This window comes from Zoogloea dura (genome assembly GCF_012927165.1).
Taxonomy (GTDB): domain Bacteria; phylum Pseudomonadota; class Gammaproteobacteria; order Burkholderiales; family Rhodocyclaceae; genus Zoogloea; species Zoogloea dura.
The window spans coordinates 41010-67246 of sequence record NZ_JABBGA010000026.1 but is presented as its reverse complement, the minus strand read 5'-3'; the positions used below and the strand labels follow the sequence as shown (position 1 = coordinate 67246).

Here is a 26237-nt window from a genome sequence, read left to right as displayed (position 1 = left end):
TTTTTAAAGAACTGCTGCATCAGCAGCGAAGAGGTGCGCATTATACAGAGCTTTTTGTCTCCGTCAAGAACTTTGTTTTTCCAGGCATTTCGCCGAACAACAAAGCCTTGATCCGCAGGACCCGGAAACTTCTTCCAGAACCCCTCTCCACCACTCCAGCGCTACGTTTCCGTTTGCACTGCAGCGAAGAGGTGCGCATTCTACAGAGCTTTAAAACCCTGTCAAGCATTTGTTTCCAGCAGAAAACCGCTCAAAAACAAAACCGCTCAACGCAGATTCCAGATCACATCCGGAACCCCTTCACCACCTCAGCACCACGTTGCCGTTTGTGCTGCAGCGAAGAGGCCGAATTATACAGATCTATCGACCCCCTGCAACAGGGGCGATCATTTTATTCATTTGAAAAAAGTGATGGGCCCATAAAGAGAGAGATTGGCCCCGGCAAGTCGTCAGATCTCCACGCGCCCTCCCCACCGATCCGCACCGGTTTGCGTCACAGAACAGCCTGCACGCTTCGCAGCGGCGTCTACATGCTTCGCAGAACCGTCAACATGCTTCACAGCGCAGTCAACATGCTTCACAGCGACGTCAACATTCTTCGCAGAGCAGTCAACATGCTTCACAGAACCGTCAACATTCTTCGCAGAGCAGTCAACATTCTCCACAGAACCGTCAACATGCTTCGCAGCGCCGTCAACATGCTTCGCAGCGCTGTCAGCATGAGACCCGGCACCTTCAATATTGAATGTAGACGCGAAAATGCGACAGTCCAGAACCAAGGGACGCCGGAGTTTGATCGGATGCAGTTGCAGCGGGGGCGGGACCTCTTGGCATGCGCCGCGGCAGTCGGTGATTCAGGACGGCTCGCCGCGCAACCGCATCCAGTCTTCCAGCGCGTCGGCGCGCATGGGGCGACCATAGAGATGGCCCTGCATTTCCTTGCACCCCATTTCATCCAGCAGGCTCGCCTGTTCCTGTGTTTCCACGCCTTCGGCGATCACGTCCAGCCCGAGGCTGCGGGCCAGCTTGACGATCAGCCGGGCGATGCACTCGTTGGAGGTTTCCGGCGTGAGCTCGCGCACAAAGGCCCGGTCGATCTTGACCCGGTCAAAAGGCAGCTTGTTGAGGGTGCCCAGTGACGAGAAGCCGCAGCCGAAATCGTCCACCGCCACCTTGAGCCCCAGGGACTTCAGCTCCCTGAGCTGCCGGGCAACCGACTCGGGGTCGTCCATGGCGACGGATTCGGTGATCTCCAGCTCCAGCCGGGCGGGATCGACTCCTGTCTCGGCGATGACTGCCGCAATCTTGGTGACGAAATCCGCTTCGCGGAACTGGGCGGCGGAGATATTGATTCCCACCCGGAAGCCGGGGAGGCCACTCCGGTCCCAACGGATGATCTGCCGGCAGGCTTCGGCAAACACCCAGTCGCCGATCTCGACGATGAGCCCGGTGTACTCGGCCAGCGGGATGAACTTGTCCGGTGCGACGAACTCCCCGTGGGGCTTGATCCAGCGAATCAATGCCTCACAGCCGATCATCCGGCCACCGAAGGGGGACACTTGGGGTTGATAGTGCAGCTCCAGCCCCTTCCCGGAGTTGAGGGCGGAGCGCAGCTCGTTGAGCAGCTGGACCCGGCTCTGGGTGCTGGACTCCATCTCTTCCGTGAAGAAGCGCCAGTGCTGGTCTCCTTCCATCTTGGCGTGACTGAGGGCGAGGTTGGCCCTCTTCAGCAGTTCGACGGCCCCACCCGGCACCTGGGCCATGTGGGCAAAGCCGGCGCGCGCGCGCAGCGGCACCGCGTGCCCCCGGACCACGAAGGGCGCGGAGAAGACATCGAGGATGGCCGCCGGCTCTTCGTCCTGCGGCCGCCAGCAGACGCCGAAGGCGTCACCCGCCACCCGGGCGAGCAAGGCCTCGGGGCTTACGCGGGCCTTCAGGCGTGTGGTGACTTCGGTGAGGAGGAGATCGCCGCTGCGATGGCCGAGTGCGTCGTTGAGCTCCGAGAAGCGGACAACGTCGATGATGGCGAGGATCCATGCCTTGTCGGCAAACCCGGCGAGACCTTCGTCCAGGCTGTCAAGAAAGCGCGTCCGGTTGGGCAGGCGCGTCAACGGATCGAAATAGGCAAAGAAGTTGAGGCGCTCGAACAGCACGACATTCTCGAAACCCACCCTCAGGCTGACCGACAGCACCTCGAGCAACTGCCGTAGCAGCGGCGTGAAGACACCGGGTATCTCCAGGTAGACCAGCGCATCCAGGCCATGGACCTGCCCCAGGTAGAGGCTGGCCGCGCCCTCTTCAAAGACATGGGCACGTCGCGCCCGCGCCTTGACGAGCAGCCCGCCCGGGGCCGCGCGGACCACGCTCTCGAGGCTGCATCCCAGTTCGTCCAGACACGTGCCCCGGCCGGCCAGCACTTCGAGGGATTCCTTGCCGCCATCGCCAATACCCCCTGCCGGGCCAAGGAACAGTGCGCTGACCGATCGGCCAAGCAGTACCTCCAGATGCCCCAGGGTGGCTTCTGCGAAGGATTTCAGATCCCGCGGAACGAACAGCTGGTTGCCGCTCTCCACCAGGAAGGCCAGCCCGGTGCGCGCCTCCTCGAGCGTACGGAGTTGCTGGTAGGAGCGGATGGCGGCAGTCAGCGTGGTGAGCAGTCGGGTGTGGGTCAGCTCGGACTTGGTGCGGTAATCGTTGATGTCGTAATCGCGGACCACGCTCAGCTCCGGCGCATAACCGGGTTGCCCGGTGCGCAGGATGATGCGGATGTCGGCAAGCCCCAGCTCCTGGCGGATCCGGCGCACCAGCTCGAGGCCGGCATCATGGGTTTCCATGACGACATCAAGCAGGATGACCGCGACCTCCGGCGTCGTCCGCAGGATATCGAGTGCAGCCGCCGCAGATCCGGCATGCAGGAGCTCGACGGGACGGGAGCAGATCACCGCATCGTTCAACGCAAAGACGCTTGCCTGATGCACCTCGGCGTCATCGTCGACCACCAGCACACGCCACGTCCCGAGCTGCGAAGGCGCCAGGACTCCGCCATCATCCTCGAGGAAGGCAAGCAGTTCATCCGACGCAGTACTGACCAGCATATTCATCAAGAGTATTCCAGTGTCCGATGGTGGGCAGGCATTCCCCGTTCCATCAACACTATCGGCAACACTCCCTTGCAGCTTTAGAAAGGGCGGCTCCGTGACCGCCCGGCGAGCATCCTGACGGGTGTGTCAGGCCCTTGGATCGAAGGCGTCGCGGACCACGTCGGCAAACAGGTTGGCCGCCAGCACCAGCACGAACATGAAGATGAAAGCCGCGATCAGGCTCCACCACACCATCGGCTCGCGGGCCAGCTCCATGCGGGCCGCGTTGATCATGGTGCCGAAGCTCACGGTATTCGGGTCCACCCCGATCCCCACGTAGGACAGCACGGCCTCGGCCAGCACCAGCCCGGAGAAATCCATCACCAGGGCGATCAGCACCAGGTGCATCAGGTTGGGCAGGATGTGCCGCGACAGGATGCGCGCCGTGGAGACCCCGAAAGCCCGCGCCGCCTGCACGTATTCCAGCTCGCGCAGCTTGAGCGTCTCGCCCCGCAGCAACCTGCACAGGCCGGTCCAACTGGTCATGCCGAGGATCACGCACAAGGCCAGGAGGCGGGCATCGGCACGCTCGGCGGAGGTCTCGAACCAGTGGGGATGGGTGTCGATGACCACCTGCATCATCAGCACCGCCGCGGCGATGAGCAGCACCCCGGGAATGGAGTTGAGCACGGTGTAGAGGTACTGGATCACATCATCGACCCAGCCGCCGAGATAGCCGGCCATGATCCCCAGCGCCACCGCCAGGGGCAGCGTCACCAGGGTTGTCAGGGTACTGATCACCAGCGCGGTGCGGATGCTCTTGAGTGTAAGGAAGAGCACGTCCTGCCCCACCTTGTCGGTTCCGAACACGTGGTATTCGGTGGCCAGCGCAAGCACGGGCCCGAGGATCAGGCACAACACCCCCAGCGTCGCCAGCACCGCGCGCCAGGCCAGACCGCCCTTGCCGCGCCAAACCGCCCGCCAGGCGGCGCCGACAGGCACGCCGCGCGACCACGCAACACCCTGCACCAGGCATCCGGCGAACACGCCCCAGGCACAGGCGGCCAGCGCCAGGCCGAGGCCGATACGGCCCAGCACGTCGCCGGCATGGTCGTCTTCCGGATACTGGAGATGGGCACCACCGAACTTCAGACGGGGGAAATCCCGCTGCTGGGTGCCATCCGCCGCTTCCTGGGTCTGCTTGGCAAAGAGCCGGTAGGACAGGGGCGCCGAATAGGTCTTCTCGACCCGGGTACGCAGCGGCGCGGCAAGGGCGTCCAGCCCGCTGCGCACCTCGGTGCCCAGCACACGCTGCGCGTCCGGAGCGGCCCCCGCGCCGGGCGCCAGGTATTCGCGGTAATGCACGCTGTCGAGCAGGCCCACCACCAGGAAGAGCGCCAGAATGCTCACCGAAACCATGCCCACCGTGCTCTCGCCCACCCGCCGCCAGGCAGCACGCATCGGTTCACTGCGGCGCGCCGCCAGCGCAGCCAGGGCCACGCAGCCGACCAGACCGAAGAGCAGCAGGTCGGTCCACAGGAAAACAGCCTGTACGCCCATCATTCGAGCTTCACCCTGGGATCGACGAGCGTGTAAGACAGATCCGTGAAGATCAGGCCGACGATGTAGAACACCGAACCGATGAAGACCATGGCTCTTACAACCGGAAAGTCCTGGGCATTGATCGCATCGATGGTGTAGCTGCCCAGCCCCGGAATGCCAAAGAAGGATTCCGTCAGCAGGCTGCCCATGAACAGCGACGGGATCACCACCACCACCCCGGTCAGGATGGGGATCATGCCGTTCTTGAGCACATGCCGGAACAGCGCCTGCAGCTCCGACAAGCCCTTGGCCCGGGCCGTGCGCACATAGTCCTTGCCCGCCTCCTCGAGGAAGATGGTGCGATACCAGCGGGCGCTGCCGCCAATGCCGGCCACCACGCCGATGATCACTGGCAGGACAAGGAAGCGGGTGGCATCCACGCCCTCGCCATAGCCCGAGATCGGTACCAGGTGCCACACCTTCGACACCAGCCACTGGCCACCGATGATGTAGAAGAGGCTCGAGATGGACATCATCGCCACGCACAGCACCACACCCTGGAAATCCAGGTAGGTGCCACGGAAGAACACCAGCAGCAAGGCCAGCGAAACGGTCACGAGGAGCCCCAGCACAAAGGTGGGCAAGGCCACCGCGAGGGAGGGCCCCATGCGGGTCCGGATCTCCGTGGCGATGTCACGCCCGTCGTCGGCCCGGCCGAAGTCGAAGACGAACATGCGCAGGGACTTTTCAAAGAAGATGGTATCGGTGAGCTTGGCCAGCCCCTGCTCACCGGCGTTGAGCAGCAGCGGCTTGTCGTAGCCTCTCTCGACCTTCCAGCGCTCGATCGCCTCGGGCGTGACGCGCTTGGCGCCCAGTTGCATGCGGGCCATGTCCTCCGGGGTATTGACCACGAAGAACAGGGCGAAGGTCAGCAGGTTGACACCGATCAGGATGAGCGGCGCGTAAAGCAGCCGTCGAACGATATAAGCGAACATGGGCGCCTATGCTACATGGGGCCGCGCCGATGACGAAGCCCCGACGGCAGGCAAGTCAGCGCTTTCCGATACCGCCGAGCATTCCGCGCACCGCGTCCTGCAGATCGGCCGGCAACACCACCAGCTTGGCATTGTCCGACGCCCCCATGCGCTCCATCGACGCAATGTACTTCTCGCCGAGCAGGAACAGCATCGGTGTCGGCTCGGAGCCGACCGCGGCCGTCACCCGGCGGATCGCCTCCGCCGAGGCCTCGGCCAGCATCACCTGGGCGCTGGCATCACGCTTCGATGCCTCAAGGCGCGCCTCCGCCTCCAGGATGGCCGCCTGCTTGGCGCCTTCGGCGCGGGTCACCACGGCCTTGCGCTCACGCTCGGCCGAGGCCTGCTGCTCCATCGCCCGCTGCATGGATTCGGAGGGCTTGATGTCCTGGATCTCCACGGACTTAACGGTCAGACCCCAGTCCACCGCTTCGTCGGCAATGCTCTCGCGCAGACGCGCCTTGATCTTGTCGCGGCTGGACAAGGCCTCGTCCAGCTCCATCTCGCCGATGATCGAGCGCAGGGTGGTCATGATCATGTTGCGGATCGCCTCGGAGAAGTCGGTCACCCCATACACCGCCTTGACCGGATCGGTGATCTTCAGGAAGGCAATGGCGTTGGTGAGGATCACCGCGTTGTCGCGGGTGATCACCTCCTGCTCCTGCACATCGAGGATGATGTCCTTGGTCACCAGCTTGTAAGCCACCTTGTCCAGGTAGGGAATGATGATGTTGAGGCCGGGCTTGAGGGTCCCGAAATACTTGCCCAGACGTTCGACGATCCATTCCTCGCCCTGGGGCACGATGCGCACACCCTTCGCGATGGTCACCGCCACGAACACCAGGATCGCCAGCACTACCACCATTGCATTGCTCATCGCTCGCTCCTCACACCCTGGAAACCTTCAGGAAACTGCCTTCGACCGACACCACCCGCACCCGCTCACCGGCGGCGATCGGCTCATCCACCACGCACTCCCACTCCTCCGAACCCAGCAGAGGCTTCTGGAAGCGGACCCGCCCGCGCTCGAAGGGCTGCGCCGCACGCGCCATCAGCCCGATCTCGCCGATCGTGTCGCCATCCGACTGGCCGATCCGGGTCTTGTGCTCGCTCCGCTTGAAGACCCGGAACCACAGCACCACCATCGCCAGCGAAGCCAGCACCCACAGGGCCACCTGGGCCGTCGCCCCGAGCCCCGGCGCGAGCAGCAGGACCAGCCCCACCAGCAGCGCACCCAGGCCGAACCAGATCACGAAGAAGGCCGGGATAGCCAGCTCCGCCAGCACCAGCCCTAGCCCCAGCACGATCCAGTGCCACCATTCGAAATCCACGCCCTTCTCCCGTTTCTCCGCCCACACGTCGAGCATTGTCCCCGCCCACCTCGATACGGACCTCACCGCCCGTCGGATCGTTCCAGCCGGCGCTTAGCGTTTATTTAGGATTTTCCGAGCAGACTATTAAGAATGCCGTGACGGCCCGCCCCCTAAGCTGACGACATGAACTCAACACGGAGAAACACCATGTCCCAACCCCTCCACGCCGCCACCCTCTGCGCCATGCTGTGCGCCGCCCTGTTCCCCGCCGGCGCCAGCTTCGCCACCGACACGGGCGACGTCGCCCGCGGCCGCTACCTGATCGCCATCGGCGGCTGCAATGACTGCCACACCCCCGGCTATGCCCAGCAGGGCGAAAAGATCCCCGAAGCCGCGCGCCTGACCGGCGCTGGACTCGGCTTCAGCGGCCCCTGGGGCGTCAGTTACCCGACCAATCTGCGCCTGGCCGCAGCCCAGACCAGCGAGGACGAATGGCAGTCCCGCGCGCGCCGCAATGGCCTCCCGCCCATGCCCTGGTCGGCCCTGCAGGCGATGAGCCGGGATGACCTGGCCGCCATCTACCGCTATCTGCGCGCCCTCGGCCCCGCCGGCGAGGCCGCCCCTGCCGCCCTTGCCCCGGGCCAGGCGATCCCGACCCCGCACTTTGTCTTCGTCCCCCAACCGCCGACCACCACCAAGACCAGCAGCCGCTGAACCCGCGATGTCAGGCCGCTTCTTCCGGCACCAGCACGACCGGGCGGGCCAGATCCAGGCGGAAGCGGCCACGCCCGGTCTTCTCGATGCGCAGGCAATCGCTGCGTTCCTGCAGGCGGCGCTGCAGCAGGATCAGCCGGGCCTCCAGGTTGTCGCAGATCTCCGGCAGGCGCAGGGCCGGGTCGAGACGCAGCTCGCGGTTGGAGAACTCGCGCCGCCCGGAGCGCTGGTGATCGCTGAGCAGGCGCCACAGGATGGCCCCGGCAACCCCCTTGATCAGGTAGTCGTCACCCAGGAAGACACTGCCGTCACGCAGGAAGTGGCGGACCCGCAGGGCTTCGCCGGAGGGCACCCCGACCGCAAGGCTCCGTGCCGGCTCGGCGGCATCCTCGGCGCTGGCCTCGGCACACAGCAGCGCCGCCATGGCCAGCCCGGTGCTGGCCCCCAGCGCCACCAGCGCATCCTCCAGGTCGTAGCCAAAATGGCACTCCTGCCGGCTCTCCACATAAGCCACCGCCACCAGCCTGCTCCCTGCCATGATCGGCACTGCCATCTGGCTGGCGGGCTCGGGCAGGCCCGGCAGCGGGATCGCCGTCTCGAGGCGCTCCGCCAGTTCGCTGGAGGCGGCCTGGTCCCGCAGCATGCGGCTGTAGGCATAGTCGCTGGACGGATACATGATGCGGATCGGCACCCGTTCGCGGGCCGCCACGCCGATCACACCCACCCCATAGGGAATCTCCGCGCCGGTGCCCGAGTGGGCATACCCCCGGCTGGCCACGATGTAGAGGCGGCGGGCCGGCTCGTCGGCCATCAGCAGCATCTGGTGCTGGATGCCGAAATTCCGCTCAAGGCTGGAGCAAAAGCCGTCGATCAGGCCGTCCAGGCTCTGGCAGGCGCTCAGCGCATCCACGCTGCGGCGCAGCGCCGGCAGCAGGGCCGGCCCGCTCTGCACGGGCGGCAGCTCCCGGCCCGGCAGGGCCTCGATGCCCTGCACCCGGTACACATCGGCGCCCAGCAGATGGAAGATGCCGCTCATGCCCTCGTGGGAAGCGATCCCGGCCAGCTTGGCCTTCATCCGCTCGAACAGCGGGCCGGCCGTCTCGGTGCGCAGATAGCGGATCGTCAGGCGGTAACGGGCGGCGGTCTCCGGGTCCATCATCAGGACGGTGGCCACCGGATTGGCCAGGATGTTCTGGCGGGTCTTGTTGAAGAACTGGAAGGACAGGGCCACATGCTCCGGGTCCACGTACATCAGCTGCGACACATAGGTGATGTTGGGCATGCCATCGACACCGCAGGTGGCAATGCCGGACGGCACGATGCCTTCCAGGCAGGGGCGCAGGCGGTCCAGGCTCAGCGGGGTGCTCATGTCTCCATTTCTCCCGGCGCCAGGCGGCGCCCCGCCCTCGGCCCGGGCGTCTGGCCATAGGCCTCGGTCGGCGTGAAACTCACCGCCACCAGGTCATCAGGGGCACAGCTCACCAGGGTCCGCACATAGGGTTCCGGCACCTGCAGGCCGGCCAGGTTCCTGGCAAAGCCTGCGGCATACGGCAGCAGTGCCGCCGCGTCTTCCGGCAGGGCCGCCTCGACGCGCGCATCCCGCCCCTTGAGTTGCAGGGTGCGGTAGCTCTCCGGTTCATTGAAGACGACAGCCACCCGGCCGTTCGCGGCGATGCCGGCAAGCACCGGCAGTGCCTGGGAGCGCGGCATCAGCAGGGTGACCCGGCGCCTGTCCGCCGACACCCGGCACCCCACGCAGCGCACCGCGGTAGCCAGCCCGGCATCATCGGTGGCGGCCAGCTGCATCGACAGGTGGCTGGTGATGAATGCGGCAATGGCGGGATCAAGGGTATCGGTCTCGATCATTCGGGGCTCCTTGGATGTAGCGTCAATCTAGTCGAAAGGAATGCCCGAGGCGAGCGGGGCACAACCCGAAACCGGCAGTCCTTCCCGGGAAGGTCATGCACCCTTCACCAGGCTGTCATGCCATGTGTTTAAGGTGCGCCGATTCCAACCCACCGGATATTTCCCATGACTCGCACATCCTCGCGGCGGGGCGTTCCCGTGCGCGCCCTCAGCACCCTCTGCACCATCATCGCCTCATCCCTGCTGCTCCACGGCTGCTCGGGCAGCGGTGACGGCAACAGCGCACTGCCCGAATCCGCCACCGCCCAGCTGACCATCCTGGAGACCACCGACCTCCACGCCAATGTCCTCAGCTACGATTACTTCAAGCTTGCCGAGGACAAGTCGGTAGGCTTCGAACGCACCGCCACGCTGATCCGCCAGGCCCGCGTCGACTACCCCAACAGCGTGCTGATCGACAACGGCGACACCATCCAGGGCACCGCCCTGGCCGACTACCAGGCCCTGGTCACGCCGGTGAGCTGCAGCCAGAAGCTGGCCACCTACAAGGCCATGGACAGCATCGGCTACGACGCCGGCACCCTGGGCAACCACGAGTTCAACTACGGCCTGCCCTACCTGGCCCAGGTGACCGGCGCCAGGTTCAACGTGGATGGCATGGCTGCCGTGTCCAGCCAGGCCAGCTGCGCCGGCCCGGACTTCCCGCTGGTCCTGTCCAACGTCACCAGCAAGAAGGATGGCCAGACCCTCTACAAACCCTACGTGATCCTGACCCGCAAGATCAAGGGCAAGGACAAGGACGGCAAGGACATCGAGAGCACGGTGAAGGTCGCGGTGATCGGCTTCACGCCGCCCCCCATCCTGTCCTGGGACAAGCGCTGGCTGGATGGCAAGGTGGACGTGCAGGGCGTGGTCGAGGCCGCGCAGAAATACGTGCCGATGGCCCGCGCCGACGGCGCCGACCTGGTCATCGCCGCCTCCCACGGCGGCTACGACTCGCGCAGCTACTCGGCCACCATGGAGAATGCCAACTACCACCTGGCCAAGGTGGCCGGCATCGACGGCATCCTGATGGGCCACTCGCACAACGAATTCCCCAACGCCACCTGCACCACCAGTGACTGCAATGCCAGCGGCGTGGACAAGGTGAAGGGCACCCTGCACGGCGTGCCCGCGGTGATGCCCAGCTACTGGGGCAAGGCCCTGGGCGTGATCAACTACGGCCTGGTGGTGAAGAACGGCAAGTGGACCATCGACACCAGCAAGACCCAGGTGAGCCTGCGCAAGACCCTGCTCGACGCCACCGCCAAGACCTACGCGGCGGTGGACCCGACGATCGCCGCCGCGGTGAGGACGGAGCATGAGTCGGCGATCGCCTACGTGAAGACGCCGATCGGCCAGTCGGACTTCAACCTGTCGTCCTACTTCGCCGACGTGGGCGACGTGTCGGCCATCCAGGTGGTGAATGCCGCCCAGGCCGACTACGTGAGCAAGTACGTCGCCGCCAACCTGCCGGCCTACAAAAGCCTGCCCGTCCTGTCGGTCAGCGCGCCCTTCAAGAGCGGCTTCGCCGGCGGCACCGACTTCACCGACGTGAAGGCTGGTGGCATCGCCATCAACAACGCCGCCGACCTCTATCTCTACCCCAACACCGTGTATGCGGTGAAGGTCACCGGTGCCGGCATCAAGGCCTGGCTGGAAAAGGCCGCCGAACGCTTCAACCAGATCAACCCGGCCCTCACCACCGAGCAGCCCCTGATCTCGACCTTCCCAGGCTACAACTTCGACGTGTTCACCTCGGCGGACGTGAGCTACGAGATCGACGTGACCCAGGCCAAGGGCAGCCGCATCAAGAACCTCAATTACAAGGGCGCCCCCATCGACGCCACCGCCGAGTTCATCATCGCCACCAACAACTACCGGGGCTCCGGCGGTGGCGGCTTCCCGGGCCTGGACGGCAGCAACGTGATCTACGCCTCCCCCGATGCCAACCGGGACGTGCTGATCGAGTACATCAAGGCGCGCAAGAACCTGAGCCTGGCCACCGACGGCGCGGCCCGCAGCTGGCGCTTCACCAAGGTGACGACGGCCGGCCCGGTGAGCTTCAAGTCCGCCGGCGGCAAGCTGGCCACGGCCCAGACCCTGGGCCTTGGCAACATCAGCGTGATCAGCGATGACGACGGCTCCGGCAAGGGCCTGGGCGTCTACGCCATCGATCTGTCGAAGTAAGCACTGCCCGGGGCTCCCGCAATTGCGGGAGCCCCTCATCCACCACACTCAGCGGAACTTCACGCCGACCGCCGGATCGCCCGGCAGGCCCGCATACTTCACCACCACCGCCATGCCCGCCTTCGGCGGCATCAGCTTGCTGAAGGACCCCAGCGACAGCAGATCCCCCCGCTTCAGCGGTATGCCGGCCGCGGCCAGATCGCGCGCCAGCCAGGCCGCCGCATTGAGCGGGTTGCCCAGGGTGGCACTGCCCTTGCCCGTGTCCAGCACATTGCCCGCAGCATCCGAGACCGTCACCGTCATGCTGGCAAAGGCCCCGGCAAGCTCAGGGGTGGCCTTTACCGGCACGGCCTTTCCCACCACCCCGGCGCGGGCCCCCACGTTGATCATCGCCAGCATCGGCCCACCGAGCTTCGACGGATCGTCCACAATGAGATCAGGCAGCTCGATGAAGGGGAAATAATGCTTGAGCGCCTTGAGGGCCTCCAGCGGCGTCTGCGCCCTCGCGAGGGCAAGCGGGTCGGCCACCTCGACGAGCAGATCCGCCTCGAAGACCGGGCGGGCCCCATAGCTGACCGGCAGTTCGGCACCATCTGCCACCAGCATCGACTTGAACAAGGTGCCACGCAGGGGGGCGTCATGGTTGAAGCGCTTCTGCACGGCGGGACTGGTGAGCCCGGCCTTGTAGCCGACAGGCTCGCCATACACCTGCCGCAGATAGCGCACGACCTTGTCCCGCCCGCACATTCCGTCCGCGAGGCTCAGCTCGCCTGCAGGCCGGGGCACCGGCTGAAGGGCGACAATGGCGGCAGCGACCGCCGCCGCCTCGAGATCGGTGGGACACGCGGCGTGAACGGCTGCGGGAAAGGAAATCACCGCCACGGCGGCAGAGCAGACGGCAAGGCATTTCATCGATGGTCTCCAGGATTGTTATCGTGGGGCAAACAGCCCATCCGCATCTTACTTCGGACACACGGGAACAGGCCCCTCCAACGGAAATGGCATAATTCGTGACAGATATAGAGCCATCCACGCATACATATCACCATGTCTGGCATCTTCATCAGCTACCGCCGCGAGATCGACGCCGGCTGGGCCGGCCGCCTCGCCGCCGACCTCATGCAGGAACTGCCGGACAAGCCGGTCTTCCAGGACATCGCCTCCATCGAGATCGGCGAAGACTTCGGCCTCGCCATCGAGCAGGCGCTCGGCGACTGTGCCGTGCTGCTGGTGGTGATCGGCCCACGCTGGCTCGACGCGCGACACCCCGGCGGCGGGCGTCGCCTTGATGACCAGGACGACTGGGTCCGCCTGGAGATCATCACCGGCCTGCGTGGCAGATTGCGTGTGGTACCGATCCTCGTGGGCGGTGCGACGATGCCTCCGGGCGACAAGCTCCCCGAGCCCCTGAAGCCCCTGGCGCGGCGCAGCGCCCATGAGATCAGCGACAGGCGCTGGGACTATGACGTGGGTGAGCTGGTCAAGGCGCTGCGACGCATCCCGCCCCTCCCGGCGGAGCATGCGCCGGCCACGCCCCTGCCCCAGTCCACGCCTCCGGCGGCCACCGCCTCACGAGCATCTGGCACATCCCCGGCCCCCACGCAGCCCCAGTCACAGCACGCAGCTTCGCGGCCCCCTGGCGCCGGGAGGCAGCCTGCGCCCGATGCCCTCCTCCGCCATGGAGCGAATTTCCCCGAGTTGGTCGTGGTGCCGGCCGGGCGCTTCCTGATGGGATCGCCGGAAACCGAAAGAGGCCGCAGCAACGCGGAAAGCCCCCAGCATGAAGTTTCCATCGCACGCCCCTTTGCCGTGGGCCGCTACCCGGTCACCTTCGCCGAATGGGATGCCTTTGTCGCCACAGGCGCCACCTGCTACAAGCCCGCCGACCAGGACTGGGGGCGCGGCCGCCAGCCCGTGGTGAACCTGAGCTGGGACGATGCCCAGAGCTATGTGGCCTGGCTGCGCGAACAGACAGGCCAGCCCTATCGCCTGTTGTCCGAAGCGGAATGGGAGTACGCCGCCCGGGCCGGCAGCCAGGCCCGCTACCCGTGGGGCAACGAACCGGGCGTGGGGCAGGCCAACTTCCGCGACTCCGGCAGCCCGTGGAGCGGCAAGCAGACCAGTCCGGTCGGCAGCTTCGAAGCCAATGCTTTCGGGCTTCACGACATGATCGGCAATGTCTGGGAATGGGTGCAGGACAACTGGCACGACACCTACGAGGGGGCACCCGATGACGGGAGCGCCCGGCAGGCGCGCAGGGGGCTCCGGGTACTGCGTGGCGGTTCCTGGGATCTCGACTCCGCCTACTGCCGTGCTGCGTGCCGCGACGGGTCTGTCCCCGAAGACCGCCTCATCAACCTGGGGTTTCGGGTGTGTTGCGGGCTCCCCGACGCCTGAGCGCGACCTGCCCCTGCCGCGCTGAACCCACCCCACCCAATCCAATCCAGACCACCCAATCCAATCCAGACCGCCCAATACAATCCAGACCGCCCAATACAATCCAGACCGCCCAATACAAAACCGGCCCGTCTTGCGACGGGCCGGCTTCAATTACAGCCAGATGGCAGGCGAGGTTTACTCGCCCTTGCTGTGCGCCGCCAGCTTCAACCAGGTATCGACCACCGTATCCGGGTTCAGGGAGATGGTCTGGATGCCTTCGTCCATCAGCCACTCGGCGAAGTCGGCATGGTCGGAAGGCCCCTGGCCGCAGATACCGACGTACTTGCCCAACTTGTTGGCACCGCTGATGGCCATCGACAGCAGCATCTTGACGGCCGGATCACGTTCGTCGAAGGCGTGGGCCACCAGGCCGGAGTCGCGGTCCAGGCCCAGGGTCAGCTGGGTCAGGTCGTTGGAGCCGATGGAGAAGCCGTCGAAGTGCTGCAGGAATTGTTCGGCCAGCAGCGCGTTGGACGGGATCTCGCACATCATGATGAGCTTGAGGTCGTTCTCGCCCTGTTTCAGGCCGTGCTCGGCCAGCAGATCGACCACGCCCTTGGCTTCTTCCACGTTACGCACGAAGGGCACCATCAGCTGCACGTTGGTTAGGCCCAGTTCGTTGCGCACCTTCTTCATGGCGGCGCATTCGAGTTCGAAGCAGTCGCGGAAACTGTGGGCGATGTAGCGGGAGGCGCCACGGAAGCCCAGCATGGGGTTTTCTTCTTCCGGCTCGTAGATCTCGCCGCCCAGCAGCTTGCGGTACTCGTTGGACTTGAAGTCCGACAGGCGCACGATCACGGGCTTCGGGTAGAAGGCCGCGGCGATGGTTGCAACGCCTTCCACCAGCTTCTCGATGAAGAACTGCTTGGGGGTGGCGTAACCGCGGGAACGGCGGGTGATCTCGGCACGCAGGCTGGCCGGCACCTGGTTGATCTCGAGGATCGCCTTGGGGTGGATGCCGATCATGTTGTTGATCACGAACTCCAGGCGGGCCAGGCCCACACCGGCGTTGGGGATCTGCGCGAACTCGAAGGCCAGCTCCGGGTTGCCCACGTTCATCATGATCTTCACCGGGATGTCGGGCAGGTTGCCCATGTCGGTGGTGACCACTTCGAAGTCCAGCTTGCCGCGGTACACGTAGCCGGTGTCGCCTTCGGCACAGGACACGGTGGCTTCGTCGTTCTCTTCCAGCACCTCGGTGGCGTTGCCGCAACCGACGATGGCGGGGATGCCCAGCTCACGGGCGATGATCGCCGCGTGGCAGGTACGGCCGCCGCGGTTGGTGACGATGGCGGCGGCGCGCTTCATCACCGGCTCCCAGTTCGGGTCGGTCATGTCGGTGACGAGGATGTCGCCAGCCTTCACACGATCCATCTCGGAGGCGTCCTTGACGATACGGACCTGGCCGGCACCGATCTTCTGGCCGATGGCACGGCCGTGGGTCAGGGACTTGCCGTACTGCTTGAGGCGGTACTTCTCCATCACGTGGCCGGACTGCTGGCTCTTCACGGTTTCCGGACGGGCCTGCAGGATGTACAGCTTGCCGTCGTCGCCGCTCTTGCCCCACTCGATGTCCATCGGACGGCCGTAGTGCTGCTCGATGATCATGGCGTAGCGGCCCAGCTCCAGCACGTCCTCGTCGGTCAGGGAGTAAACGTTGCGCTCGGCTTCGGCCACATCGATGGTGCGGGTGGACTTGCCGGCTTCCTTCTTCTCGGCAAAGACCATCTTGATCAGCTTGGAACCCAGGTTGCGACGGATCACGGCCGGCTTGCCCTGGGCCAGGGTGGCCTTGTGCACGTAGAACTCGTCCGGGTTCACGGCGCCCTGCACCACGGTTTCGCCCAAGCCGTAGGAGGCGGTGATGAAGACCACACCGTCGAAGCCGGACTCGGTGTCCATGGTGAACATCACGCCGGAGGCGCCGATGTCGGAACGGACCATGCGCTGCACGCCGGCGGACAGGGCCACCTCGGCGTGGGTGAAGCCCTTGTGCACGCGGTAGGCGATGGCACGGTCGTTGTACAGGGAGGCAAACACTTCCTTGATGGCGTGGAGGATGTTCTCGTAGCCGTGGATGTTCAGGAAGGACTCCTGCTGGCCGGCGAAGGAGGCATCCGGCAGATCTTCCGCGGTGGCGGAGGAACGCACGGCGAAGCTGCCCTCGCCTTCGGCGGTGAGCTTGTCGTAGGCGGTCTTGATCTCGACTTCGAGCTCGGCCGGGAAGGGGGTGTCGACGATCCACTGGCGGATCTGGGTGCCGGTGCGGGCCAGGGCCACCACGTCATCCACGTCCAGGCTTTCCAGCGCGGCGCTGATGCGCTCGGCGAGGCCCTGGTGGGACAGGAACTGGCGGTAGGCATCCGCAGTGGTGGCAAAGCCGCCCGGCACACGCACGCTGGAGGGCAGCTGGCTGATCATTTCGCCGAGGGACGCGTTCTTTCCGCCGACCTGCTCCACATCGGACATGCGCAGCTCTTGGAAAGGAATGACATTACGGGACATGGGATCTTCCTGGGAGATAAGGGAAAAAGTGCAAAGCGTTGAATATTCTTGTTGGGGCGTATTGTAAGTGGTTTGCTGCTCCGCCGCATGCAGGGTTTATCCTAACGTCAGCATGATAGGACGCCCCGCCGAACCGGTCACGGATCGGCAACATCCTGTCTGCCCGGCTGCCGGACTAAAGGCCGGAATGGGATAAGATGCGGAGCTGGCGCCTCTCCCTCCGCGCCTGTGATCCGTTCATTCCCTGTTGGCACGCCCATGAACCAGACCCGCCCCGTTTTCTTCATTTCCGACGGCACTGGCATCACCGCCGAAACCCTTGGCCACAGCCTGCTGGCCCAGTTTCCGGAAACCCGTTTCCGCAATCACCGCCTGCCCTTCGTCGACACCCCCGAGAAGGCCCGTGACTGCGCCCTGCGGATCCGCGACGCCGCAGTGGAAAGCGGCAGCCGCCCGATCGTCTTCAACACCCTGGTCAATCCGGAAGCGGTGGCGGCCCTGAAAGAGGTGGACGCCCTCTTCCTCGACCTCTTCGAGAAGTTCATCGAGCCCCTGGAAAGCGAACTCGGCCAGCGCTCCACCCATGCCGCCGGGCGCTTCCACGGCATCGCCGACAGCCAGGACTACAAGAAACGCATCGAAGCGATCAACTTCACCCTGGCCCACGACGACGGCGTGTCCCACTCCGACCTCGAAGAGGCCGACGTGATCCTGGTGGGCGTCAGCCGTTCGGGCAAGACCCCGACCAGCCTCTACCTGGCCATGCAGTTCGGCATCAAGGCGGCCAACTACCCGCTGATCCCCGAAGACTTCGAGCGCAACAAGCTGCCGGTCGAGCTGACTCGCCACCGCAGCAAGCTGTTCGGCCTGACCATCAGCCCCGACCGCCTCTCGCAGATCCGCCAGGAACGCCGCCCCAACAGCCGCTACGCCTCCCTCGAGAACTGTTTCGGCGAGATCGAGGCGGCCCAGCGCATGATGAAGCGCGAGGGCATCAAGTGGCTGGACTCCACCGCCAAGTCGATCGAAGAGATCTCCACCATCATCCTGCAGGAAGTCCGCCTGGACCCCTCGTCCTACTGACCGGGCGGCGGGAATCCCCGCCATCCGGCCCTGTCCAAACCTCAATAACAAGGAGAGCCCCCGATGAAACGAAATCGCCTCGGGCGCCGCGGCGGACTGCCGCGGGACGCCGAACAGCTCCTGTGGCTCGCCAACGGTCTCGCCGACTCCAGCAGTCGTGCCGAAGACCATTTCTGGGATCAACGCCTCGCCGACGCCGTGGACGGCCTGCTCAGCGCGGAAGACGAGGACGCCCTCACCACGGCCCTCGATCATCTGGGCTCGGCCACCACCAGCGTGCACGCCTACGACGAGCTGGCCGACATGATCGAATCCCGGGCCGAAGGCGCCCTCAAGTCAGACGCGCAGCATGACGTACTGCTGATCGCCGCGCCGGTCATGGCCTGGTCGCGCTACCGCATTCCCGCCGCCCCCATCGCCGCGGCCGTCATGGCCAACCTGCGGGTGCACCTGAAGGCCCATGTGCTGGCCTCCGGCGTCAAGCTGGCCCTCGCCGACTTCCTGTTCAGCCCCGACCAGCTGCCCCAGGGCTACTGCGCCACCGCGGACTTTGCGACCCACCTGGGCAAGGCCGCCGAAGGCGACGGCGACCTGCACATCAAGACCGACAACCTGCCCGAGACGGCGCAGTTCCTGTCCGACAACCGCTACCTGCTGGGCGCGGTGATGGTCCCCAAGGGGGCCCCCATCTTCCGTTGGCAGGAAGAGGATTGCAGCCGCGACCAGGCGCTGGAGCAATGGCGCGCCCAGGGCGGCGCCTGCGTAGCCCCGCTGCTCACCGGCTGCGCCTTCGAGGTGGTGCTGCCCAATGCCTACTTCGCCGCCAGCCGGGAAGCCGACAAGACCTCCCGCCCCTACTCCATCCAGGCCTCGGTGGCCTTCCTGAGTACCACCCTGGACGCTCCGGCGGCGGGGCTGCGGGCGGTGGTCGCGCCCTTCTTCGAACGCCAGGTGGAAGAATTCCGCATCGGCTTCACCCTGCGCAACCAGAACGAGGTGGTGCATGGCGTGGTGTGGCCGCTGCTGGGCGCCGAGGACGAGAGCAGCGAGACCCTCGGCCAGATCGAGGCCACCCTGCGGGCCTGCGGCATCACCGACATCCTGGTGCTCGACAACGAGTTCCCGATGGAATACTGCGACGACTGCGGGGCCCCCATGTATCCATCGCCGGAAGGCGAAGCGGTGCACGCGGAGCTGCCCGAGGAGCAGGCCGAGCAGATGCCCAAGCATCTCCACTGAAAGCGAGTACGCGCGGGCGGGAACTCCTCCGCCCGCGCACCCTCAATCCGGCATCCCCCACCGGAGCACATCATGACCCGCAAGATCGAAAAGACCGACGCCGAATGGCGTGCCCAGCTCAGCCCCGAGGAATACCAGGTGGCTCGCCAGAAAGGCACCGAGCGCGCCTTCACCGGCCGCTACTGGGACTGCCACGAGCAGGGTAAATACGTGTGTGTGTGCTGTGGCGCCGACCTGTTCTCGTCCGAGCACAAGTTCGACTCCGGCTGCGGCTGGCCGAGCTTCCACTCCGCCGCGGCCCCCGAAAACGTCGAGGAGACCGAAGACCGCAGCCACTTCATGCTGCGCACCGAAGTGCTGTGCCGTGACTGCGGCGCCCACCTCGGGCACGTCTTCGAGGACGGCCCGGCCCCCACCGGCCTGCGCTACTGCATCAACTCCGTTTCGGTGAAGCTCGAGCAGGACGAGTGATCAGCGACGCATCGCGGCGTAGGTCTGCGACATGAAATCGCGGCGGTAGAGCACCAGCACGATCAGGGTGGTCACCGCCGCAAAGGCCCAGGGCTGGACGAACCAGAACACCGCCGCCAGCCCGAAGTAATAGGCCCGGATGCCCCGGTTGAATTCATCGCCGGCCAGGGAGTTCACCTTGGCGAAACGCTGGGCATCCTCCTCGGTGCCCTCTCCCGGCGGGGGCGCCGCGCCGATCAGGATGGACAGCATGTTGAACTGGCGCAGGGCCCAGGTGAACTTGAAGTAGGCCACCACGAAGACCAGCAGCAGCAGGATCAGCTTGACCTCCCACAGTTCCCGCGACACATGCCGGGCAAAGGGGAGGTCGGAAGCCACGTCGATCAGCTTGTCCATGGTGCCAAGCAGGGCCAGCAGGCCGGCGATCACATAGATCGTGGTGTTTGCATAGAAGGACACGTTCTGCATCAGGTTGCCGATCAGCCCCGAATCGGCCACCCGCACCTCCCGCCGCAGCATCTGGCGGCCCCATTCCTCGCGAAACCAGTGGCTGGCTCCCAGCAGCCCGCGCATGGTGCCGCCGGGGCCGTGTTCCACCACCCAGCCGTAACCGAACCAGCACGCCAGGAACCAGACCAGGGCCAGCCAATCCACCGGACTGAAGGCGGTCAGCCACACCCCGTGCATCAACGCACCTCCAGCAGGAAGTCCCGGATCGGAGCGATCTGTGCAGGATCCATCAGGGTGGGCGCATGGCCCACGTCCGGCACCTCAACCACGCGGGCCTTCGGGCCACGCAGCGCCATGGCCTCCGCCGTCTCACGCGCGAGCAGGTCCGACTGGGCGCCGCGCAGCACCAGGGTCGGGCAGCTGATCGACTCGTAGAGGGGCCACAGATCGACGTCCGTCTGCAGCGGTGTCTTGCGGAAGGAGTCACCCAGCCCCGGGTCGTAGCGCATCGCCCAGCCACCCTCCACCGGGTGGATCGAAGTCTCGGTCAGATGCCGCCACTGGGCGTCGGGAAGATTGCCGAAGGGCACGCTGACCGCCCGGATATAGGCCTCGGCCGCATCGATATCGGGGAACACCGGGGCCATGCCCACGTACTCGCCGATCCGCCGCACCGCCTCGGCGATGATCACCGGCCCCACGTCGTTGAGCACCAGGCGCCGGATCGGGTTGCCGGGCATGCTCGCCAGCAGCATGCCAATCAGCCCGCCCATGGAGGTGCCCACCCAATGCACCTCGGGAACATCCAGGCGGGCAATCAGCGTGACCATGTCGGCCGCATACAGCGGCAGCTGGTAGTCGTCCTTCACCACCAGCCAGCCGCTGCGCCCCCGCCCCACCACGTCCGGGCAGACCACCCGATACTCGCTGGCCAGCGCCCGCGCCAGATCGTCGAAATCCCGGCCGTTGCGGGTCAGGCCATGCACGCACACCAGCACCCTGGGGTTGGCCGGATCGCCCCACTCCGTGTAGGCCATGCGGTGCAAACCGTGGGGCCCGCAGCACTGGACATCCCGCAGGCGCGGCTCACCGGGGGCAACGGGATCTCGAACGGAAGAAGGGAGGTTCATGGACAGACCAGAGGAAACGAAAGAATGGGGCCAAGGATAGCATCGCCACCGGCCACGCCCTCACCGACCATGCCAGTAACGGGGCGCCCGCTCGCGCTCGGCCACCGGTTCCGCCGCCGGAGCCAGGTTGAATGACACCGCCCCCGCCAGATCGGTGCGCAGCATGCCGACCCCGGTCTCCTCCCATCTCGCCCACACATCCGCAGCCGGATGCCGGAAGCGGTTCCGGTAGCCCACCGGAAAGATCACCCAGCGCGGCGCCGTCGCCGCGATGAAGGCAGCGGTGGAGGAAGTCCGGCTGCCATGATGGGGTGCCACGACGAACTCGCTGGCCACGGCGCTGCCCTCCCGGGCGAGGATCTGCGCCTCGGACACGGCCTCGATATCCGAGCTCAGCAGCACCTTCCGGCCGGCCGCCTCCACCTGCAGCACGCAGCTCGCCTCGTTGCCGGCCCGCCCTTCGCCCACCGGGTCGACGGGGTGCAGCACGCGGAAGCGAACGCCATCCCACTCCCAGGCCTGGCCGGCGGCACAGGCCTCGCCGCGCGGGCCGGCGATCAGGCGCAGCGGATGGTTGTAAGGCAGGGACGCCAGGACCCGCACCACCGGCAGCCCGGCCAGCACGGACTCGGCTCCGCCGGCGTGATCCTGGTCCTGGTGGCTGACCACCAGCACGTCGAGCCGACGCACCCCCACCGCCCGGAGATAGGGCAAGAGGATCCGCTCGCCGCTGTTGGCATCCGCCGAGAAGGCCGGCCCGGTGTCATAGAGCAGGTCGTGCTGCGCCGTCTGGACATGCACGGCCAGCCCCTGCCCCACATCCAGCACCCGGACCCGTGCCTGCCCCGCGGGCGGACGTTCGGGAGACCACAGGAGCAGGGCCAGCAAGGGCAGCAGGCCCACCAGGCGCGCCGGCGTGCCGCGCGGCAGCAAGGCCCACAGGCAGCCGACGGTGGCCAGGACGGCCAGCACTACAGGTGGTGCCGCCTGCTGCCAGGCCGCCCCCGGCAACTCGCCCAGCCAGCCCACCGGCAGCATGGTCAGGACCATCGCCCCGTGAGCCAGGTCGGCAAACATCTGCAAGGGCAGCAGGGCGAACAGCAGCGCCAGGGGCGTTATTACAAAGCTGATCAGCGGGATCGCGATGCCGTTGGCCAGCGGCGACACCAGGGAGAACTGCTGGAACAGCACCAGCAGCGCCGGCACCAAGCCCAGGGTGACGGCCCACTGGGTGCGCAGCACGGTGAGCACCCGCCCTCCTGGCCCCAGGCGCCCGGCGCTCACCAGCAGGAGCACCGCCACCGCGCCATAGGACAGCCAGAACCCCGCGGCCAGCACCGACCAGGGGTCGATCAGCACCACCACGCCCAAGGCCGCCGCCAGCACCCGGCTGGGCGCCACCTCCCGCCGCAGGATCAACGCCAGGCTGACGCAGCCCAACATGTAGAGGGTGCGCTGGGCCGGAACCCCCCAGCCTGCCAGCAGGCAGTAGGCCCAGGCCACCACGAAGCCGGCCATCACCCCCGCCTGCTGCGCCGGCCAGCGCAGCGCCAGGGCCGGGCAACGCCGCCAGCCGGCCCCCACCAGCAGGGCCGCCAGCGCGGCGATCATCGTGACGTGCATGCCGCTGATCGCCACCAGGTGCGAGATCCCGGTCCTGGCGAAGACCCGCCATTGCTCCGCCGGAATGGCGCGCTGGTCACCGATCGCCAGGGCGATGAGCACCCCGGTGTAGCGTCCCTCCGGCAGCGCCTGGCGGAAGCGCTCGCGCAGGCCTCCCCGCAGGCGCTCGACGGCAAAGCCAAAGGTATTGACGAAAGCCTCCAGCAGGACGCGCTCCCCGTCCGGCCGCACATAGCCGGTGGCCCGGATGCCCTGCTGCAGCAACCAGCCCTCGTAGTCGAAACCATGGGGATTGAGGTTGCCGTGAGGACGCTTGAGACGCACCGTGAGCCGCCAGCGCTGCCCCGCATGGAGCGTGGGCGGCGCCTGCCCCGCTCCGTCCCCGGGACCTTCGTACCAGGCCAGCGAGATCCGCCCGGGCAGGGGCAGCGCACTCTCATCCAGATCGAACACAAAGCGCTGCCCCCGCTCGAAGGCCTGGGGCAGGGACGCGACCACGCCGGTCACGACGACATCGCGCCCCTCCCAGGCCATGGGCAGGCTCTCGGCCAGGCGGTTCTCCGCCCGCCAGCCGGCATACTGGAAACCCGCCGCACACGCCGCCAGCAGCAGCATCCCCCGCCCCATGCCGGGCCACCTCGAGCGCAGCCACCACCCGGCCAGCCCTGCCAGTCCCGCAGCGACAGCAAGCGCCAGGAATACCCTGCGAGAAGGCATGGCCGGCATGAACTGGAAGGCCAGCACACCGCCACAGAACACGATTGTCATAATCCGCATGAAGCGGAATCTAACCGGCTCCACCCGAACCGCCAAGCCCGCCAGCCTCGGTTAGAATCGACAGGCGCCCCGCGAGCCCGCCGCCATGGCACCGAGAACATGCGAAGACTGCTGAAGCGCTACCTGCCCGACCACGAATCCCTGGCTGCCAACCGCTGGCTTGCCCCTTTCGGTTCGACCCTCTTCCACCCGCGGCTGTGGCACCTCAACCGCCACTCGGCCGCCGGAGCCATCGCCGCCGGCCTGTTCTGCGGGCTTATTCCCGGGCCCTTCCAGATGCCCGCTGCAGCCATCTGCTGCCTGGCCCTACGGGTCAATCTGCCGCTCGCCCTGATCACCACGCTCTACACCAATCCCTTCACCATCGTGCCCATCTACCTGCTGGCGTTTACGATCGGCGAGTGGATCCTCGGCCCCGGGGCCGGACAATTCACGGCCCCCCCCGACATGGGCAGCACCGGCCTGCTTGCCTGGCTCGAAGCCCTGCTGGCCTGGACCTCCGGCCTGGGGCACCCCCTGCTCCTGGGCCTCATTGCCCTGGCCGGCATGCTGGCCCCCAGCGGCTACCTGCTGACCCGCCTGGCCTGGCGCTATTACCTGATCCGGCAATGGCACCAGCGCCGCACCCGGCGCAGCTGCTCCTCTCTTTGACGAAGGCAAAAAAAGGGGGCTTCCGCCCCCTTTGCCTGATCCGCTCCGCCTTCGGCCCGCTCAGATCCTGAAGTGCGACACCTCTGCGCGCAGCTGCTGGGCCAGCCCTTCAAGGCGCCGGGCCGTGTCCGCCGTCTCCCGGACGGCACCGGAGTTCTGCTCGGCCATGGCGGCAATACGCTCCACGTTGCGGGCGATGTCGGTACTGGCCGCCCCCTGCTCCCGCAAGGCCATCGAGATGTCGGTCACCGCATTGACGACCTGGTTCGCGCCGGCCCGGATCTGATCCATGGAGGCGCCCGCCTGCCCCGCCAGCACCACCCCCTCCTGCACCCGCGCCACACCGCCCTGCATGGTGTCCACCGCACGGCTGGTGCCGTTCTGGATGGCCGAGACCATGCCGGTGATCTCGCCGGTGGCCTTGGCCGTGCGCTCCGCCAGCTTGCGCACTTCGTCCGCCACCACGGCAAAGCCGCGCCCCGTCTCACCGGCCCGGGCCGCTTCGATGGCGGCGTTGAGGGCCAGCAGATTGGTCTGGTCGGCAATCTCCTTGATCGAGTTCACGATAGTGGAGATCTTTACCGACTGATCGCCCAGATCCTGGATCACCGAGGCAGACTGGCGCACGGTTTCCGCGATGCGCTCCATCTCGCTGACCGTGCGGGCAACCACCGCCCCCCCCTCGCTGGAGAGCCGGCCCGACTCCGACGAAATGCCCTCGGCCGACGAAGCGCTGCTGGCGATCTCCTCGATGCCGACGGTCATCTCCTCGACCGCCGCGGCCATCGTGGATGCCGCCTCGCTCTGCTGGTCGGAGCCCCGCGACACCATGGAGGCCGAACTGGCCAGCGAAACGGCAGACCCCGCCACGTCATCGGCCCCCGACTGCACCTTGGCGATCACGTCGCAGAAGGAGTGGGCCATCTCGTTGAACTGGTCGGCCACCAGCTTGAGCTCGTCGTGGGCCGAAAACGCGATGCGCGAGCGCAGATCACCATCAGCCAGCGCACGGGCACCCACGCGCAACTCCTGGACCGACTGCATGACCGCCACGCAAAAGGCCATCGACAGGTAGAGCAGGACCAGCAGGGACACGCCCGACAACACCGCCGCGATCACGAAATCACGCTTCAGGCCGGACAGGCGCTGATCCAGCAGGGCATTGGCCTCGGGGATCAGGGACTGGTAGGTCTTCTCGAAGACCAGGTCGATCACCTTGGTCACCATGTCGAAATAGGCCGGCGCGGGCATCTCGAAGTCGCCCTTGAGCACATGATCCTTCAGATGCCCGACCACCTTGCCGGTCGCCTCGTTGAAGTCCTTGTCCAGGGCCTCGAAGGTGGGACGGATCAAGGGGTTGGCCACCGCCGCCCGCTCGAAGTTCTCGTTCAGATCGGTCACCGCCATGTTCAGCTCACCCAGCTGCGAGCTCAGATCGAAGCGCCGCTGGTCGTCCACCGCACGGGCGGCCAGGGCTCCGGTACCCATGGCACGCAGGCGCCCCAGGCGCTCGGACACGTCGGGCACACGGCGCAGGGTGTTGTCGATCAGGTAATAGGTGTCGGCCGAGGGGTCGAGGGTCAGGTTGCCGTCGTCACCCAGGTCGTGGAGCGCCAGGATGACCTTTCGGATCAGGGCCGTATGCGCCACCAGGTTGTCCCGCGGGGCCATCTGCATGCCAGCGCTGCGCAGCGCCTCCCAGCCGCTCTTGACCTCACTCCAGCGCCGGCTGGCAAGCGGGGTCTGGCGGGCATCCAGCCCCCCCTCCGCGGCAGCCATGGCGGCCGCCAGCTCTTCAGTCTTCTTGAGCAGGCGCGGACGCAGCTCTTCGTTCCCGTTCAATACGCCCGACGACAGGCCGCGGTGCTGCTGGGTAAGCTCGATGACCTTCAACACCGCAGGAACGCGCTTCATCCCCTCCAGCTCCTTCTCGGTGAAATCGATACTGGCCCTCAGCGAGAGGGCCAGCTGCCCGAGCAGAAATCCGATGGCAATCAGCGCAATGAAGCCCAGCAAGGTGAACTTGGCCGGGTAGCGCAAGCGGTTCAGCAGGGCAACTGCCGGGGCGAAGATTGCATTCATGATCATTCC

20 protein-coding genes are annotated in these 26237 nt (G+C 66.3%); 7 read left to right on the top strand and 13 right to left on the bottom strand.

All coding sequences use genetic code 11. From position 1 onward, the window contains the following. Positions 1–854: 854 nt before the first annotated feature. The 5 genes from HHL15_RS21905 to HHL15_RS21885 form a co-directional block, all read right to left on the bottom strand. Positions 855–3101 (bottom strand): two-component system response regulator, encoded by a 2247-nt coding sequence (locus HHL15_RS21905; RefSeq protein WP_169147945.1) that lies wholly within the window; start codon positions 3099–3101, stop codon positions 855–857. A gap of 126 nt (positions 3102–3227) precedes the next feature. Continuing rightward, positions 3228–4640, bottom strand: coding sequence for an ABC transporter permease (locus HHL15_RS21900; RefSeq protein ID WP_169147949.1), 1413 nt, complete (start codon positions 4638–4640; stop codon positions 3228–3230). Then, the gene (locus tag HHL15_RS21895; protein WP_169147944.1) at positions 4640–5617 is read right to left on the bottom strand and encodes an ABC transporter permease; all 978 of its coding nucleotides are present in this window, start codon (positions 5615–5617) and stop codon (positions 4640–4642) included. The genes HHL15_RS21900 and HHL15_RS21895 overlap by 1 nt, the downstream gene beginning before the upstream one ends. Positions 5618–5672: 55 nt before the next feature. Beyond that, a complete protein-coding gene (locus tag HHL15_RS21890) occupies positions 5673–6533 on the bottom strand; it encodes an SPFH domain-containing protein (protein WP_169147943.1) in 861 nt (286 codons plus the stop codon). Positions 6534–6543: 10 nt separating this feature from the next. Next, a complete protein-coding gene (locus HHL15_RS21885; protein ID WP_169147942.1) occupies positions 6544–7023 on the bottom strand; it encodes an NfeD family protein in 480 nt (159 codons plus the stop codon). A gap of 153 nt (positions 7024–7176) precedes the next feature. Between HHL15_RS21885 and HHL15_RS21880 the strand changes: the two genes are divergently transcribed. Then, positions 7177–7683, top strand: coding sequence for a c-type cytochrome (locus tag HHL15_RS21880; RefSeq protein WP_235943583.1), 507 nt, complete (start codon positions 7177–7179; stop codon positions 7681–7683). A gap of 10 nt (positions 7684–7693) precedes the next feature. Here the strand turns inward: HHL15_RS21880 and HHL15_RS21875 are convergent, their stop codons facing one another. Both HHL15_RS21875 and HHL15_RS21870 read right to left on the bottom strand, forming a co-directional pair. Continuing rightward, positions 7694–9052, bottom strand: coding sequence for a pyridoxamine 5'-phosphate oxidase family protein (locus tag HHL15_RS21875; RefSeq protein ID WP_169147941.1), 1359 nt, complete (start codon positions 9050–9052; stop codon positions 7694–7696). Then, positions 9049–9549, bottom strand: coding sequence for a pyridoxamine 5'-phosphate oxidase family protein (locus HHL15_RS21870; RefSeq protein ID WP_169147940.1), 501 nt, complete (start codon positions 9547–9549; stop codon positions 9049–9051). Before HHL15_RS21870 ends, HHL15_RS21875 begins: the two co-directional genes overlap by 4 nt. 165 nt (positions 9550–9714) lie before the next feature. On the opposite strand from HHL15_RS21870, the gene HHL15_RS21865 reads away from it, so the two are divergent. Continuing rightward, a complete protein-coding gene (locus tag HHL15_RS21865; RefSeq protein ID WP_169147939.1) occupies positions 9715–11778 on the top strand; it encodes a bifunctional 2',3'-cyclic-nucleotide 2'-phosphodiesterase/3'-nucleotidase in 2064 nt (687 codons plus the stop codon). A 48-nt stretch (positions 11779–11826) separates the two neighbouring features. Here HHL15_RS21865 and HHL15_RS21860 read toward each other — a convergent pair whose 3' ends face one another. After that, a complete protein-coding gene (locus HHL15_RS21860) occupies positions 11827–12690 on the bottom strand; it encodes a 2-keto-4-pentenoate hydratase (RefSeq protein ID WP_169147938.1) in 864 nt (287 codons plus the stop codon). 135 nt (positions 12691–12825) lie between these two features. Between HHL15_RS21860 and HHL15_RS21855 the strand changes: the two genes are divergently transcribed. Beyond that, on the top strand, positions 12826–14175 hold the full coding sequence (locus HHL15_RS21855; RefSeq protein WP_169147937.1) for an SUMF1/EgtB/PvdO family nonheme iron enzyme: 1350 nt from the start codon (positions 12826–12828) through the stop codon (positions 14173–14175). 177 nt (positions 14176–14352) lie between these two features. Here the strand turns inward: HHL15_RS21855 and ppsA are convergent, their stop codons facing one another. Continuing rightward, entirely contained in the window at positions 14353–16722 is a 2370-nt protein-coding gene (ppsA, locus tag HHL15_RS21850) for a phosphoenolpyruvate synthase (protein ID WP_169147936.1), read from the bottom strand. Between the two features lie 258 nt (positions 16723–16980). On the opposite strand from ppsA, the gene ppsR reads away from it, so the two are divergent. From ppsR to msrB, 3 genes are all read left to right on the top strand, one after another. Next, positions 16981–17805 carry a posphoenolpyruvate synthetase regulatory kinase/phosphorylase PpsR gene (ppsR, locus tag HHL15_RS21845; protein ID WP_169147935.1) on the top strand — a complete coding sequence of 275 codons (825 nt, stop codon included), beginning with the start codon at positions 16981–16983 and terminating at the stop codon, positions 17803–17805. Between the two features lie 63 nt (positions 17806–17868). Next, positions 17869–19044, top strand: coding sequence for a DUF2863 family protein (locus HHL15_RS21840; protein ID WP_169147934.1), 1176 nt, complete (start codon positions 17869–17871; stop codon positions 19042–19044). Between the two features lie 72 nt (positions 19045–19116). Further along, positions 19117–19515: a peptide-methionine (R)-S-oxide reductase MsrB gene (gene msrB / locus HHL15_RS21835; RefSeq protein WP_169147933.1), complete on the top strand. Its 399-nt coding sequence runs from the start codon at positions 19117–19119 to the stop codon at positions 19513–19515. On the opposite strand, the gene HHL15_RS21830 is transcribed toward msrB, so the two are convergent. The 3 genes from HHL15_RS21830 to HHL15_RS21820 are packed head-to-tail and all read right to left on the bottom strand — an operon-like array spanning position 19516 to position 23495. After that, the gene (locus HHL15_RS21830) at positions 19516–20202 is read right to left on the bottom strand and encodes a DUF599 domain-containing protein (RefSeq protein ID WP_169147932.1); all 687 of its coding nucleotides are present in this window, start codon (positions 20200–20202) and stop codon (positions 19516–19518) included. Next, a complete protein-coding gene (locus HHL15_RS21825) occupies positions 20202–21095 on the bottom strand; it encodes an alpha/beta fold hydrolase (protein WP_235943581.1) in 894 nt (297 codons plus the stop codon). The genes HHL15_RS21830 and HHL15_RS21825 overlap by 1 nt, the downstream gene beginning before the upstream one ends. A gap of 60 nt (positions 21096–21155) precedes the next feature. Beyond that, complete coding sequence (locus HHL15_RS21820) at positions 21156–23495, bottom strand: DNA internalization-related competence protein ComEC/Rec2 (RefSeq protein ID WP_169147930.1); 2340 nt, start codon at positions 23493–23495, stop codon at positions 21156–21158. A gap of 99 nt (positions 23496–23594) precedes the next feature. On the opposite strand from HHL15_RS21820, the gene HHL15_RS21815 reads away from it, so the two are divergent. Further along, on the top strand, positions 23595–24146 hold the full coding sequence (locus HHL15_RS21815; protein ID WP_169147929.1) for a DUF2062 domain-containing protein: 552 nt from the start codon (positions 23595–23597) through the stop codon (positions 24144–24146). A 60-nt stretch (positions 24147–24206) separates the two neighbouring features. On the opposite strand, the gene HHL15_RS21810 is transcribed toward HHL15_RS21815, so the two are convergent. Continuing rightward, on the bottom strand, positions 24207–26228 hold the full coding sequence (locus tag HHL15_RS21810) for a methyl-accepting chemotaxis protein (protein WP_169147928.1): 2022 nt from the start codon (positions 26226–26228) through the stop codon (positions 24207–24209). Positions 26229–26237 lie beyond the last annotated feature (9 nt).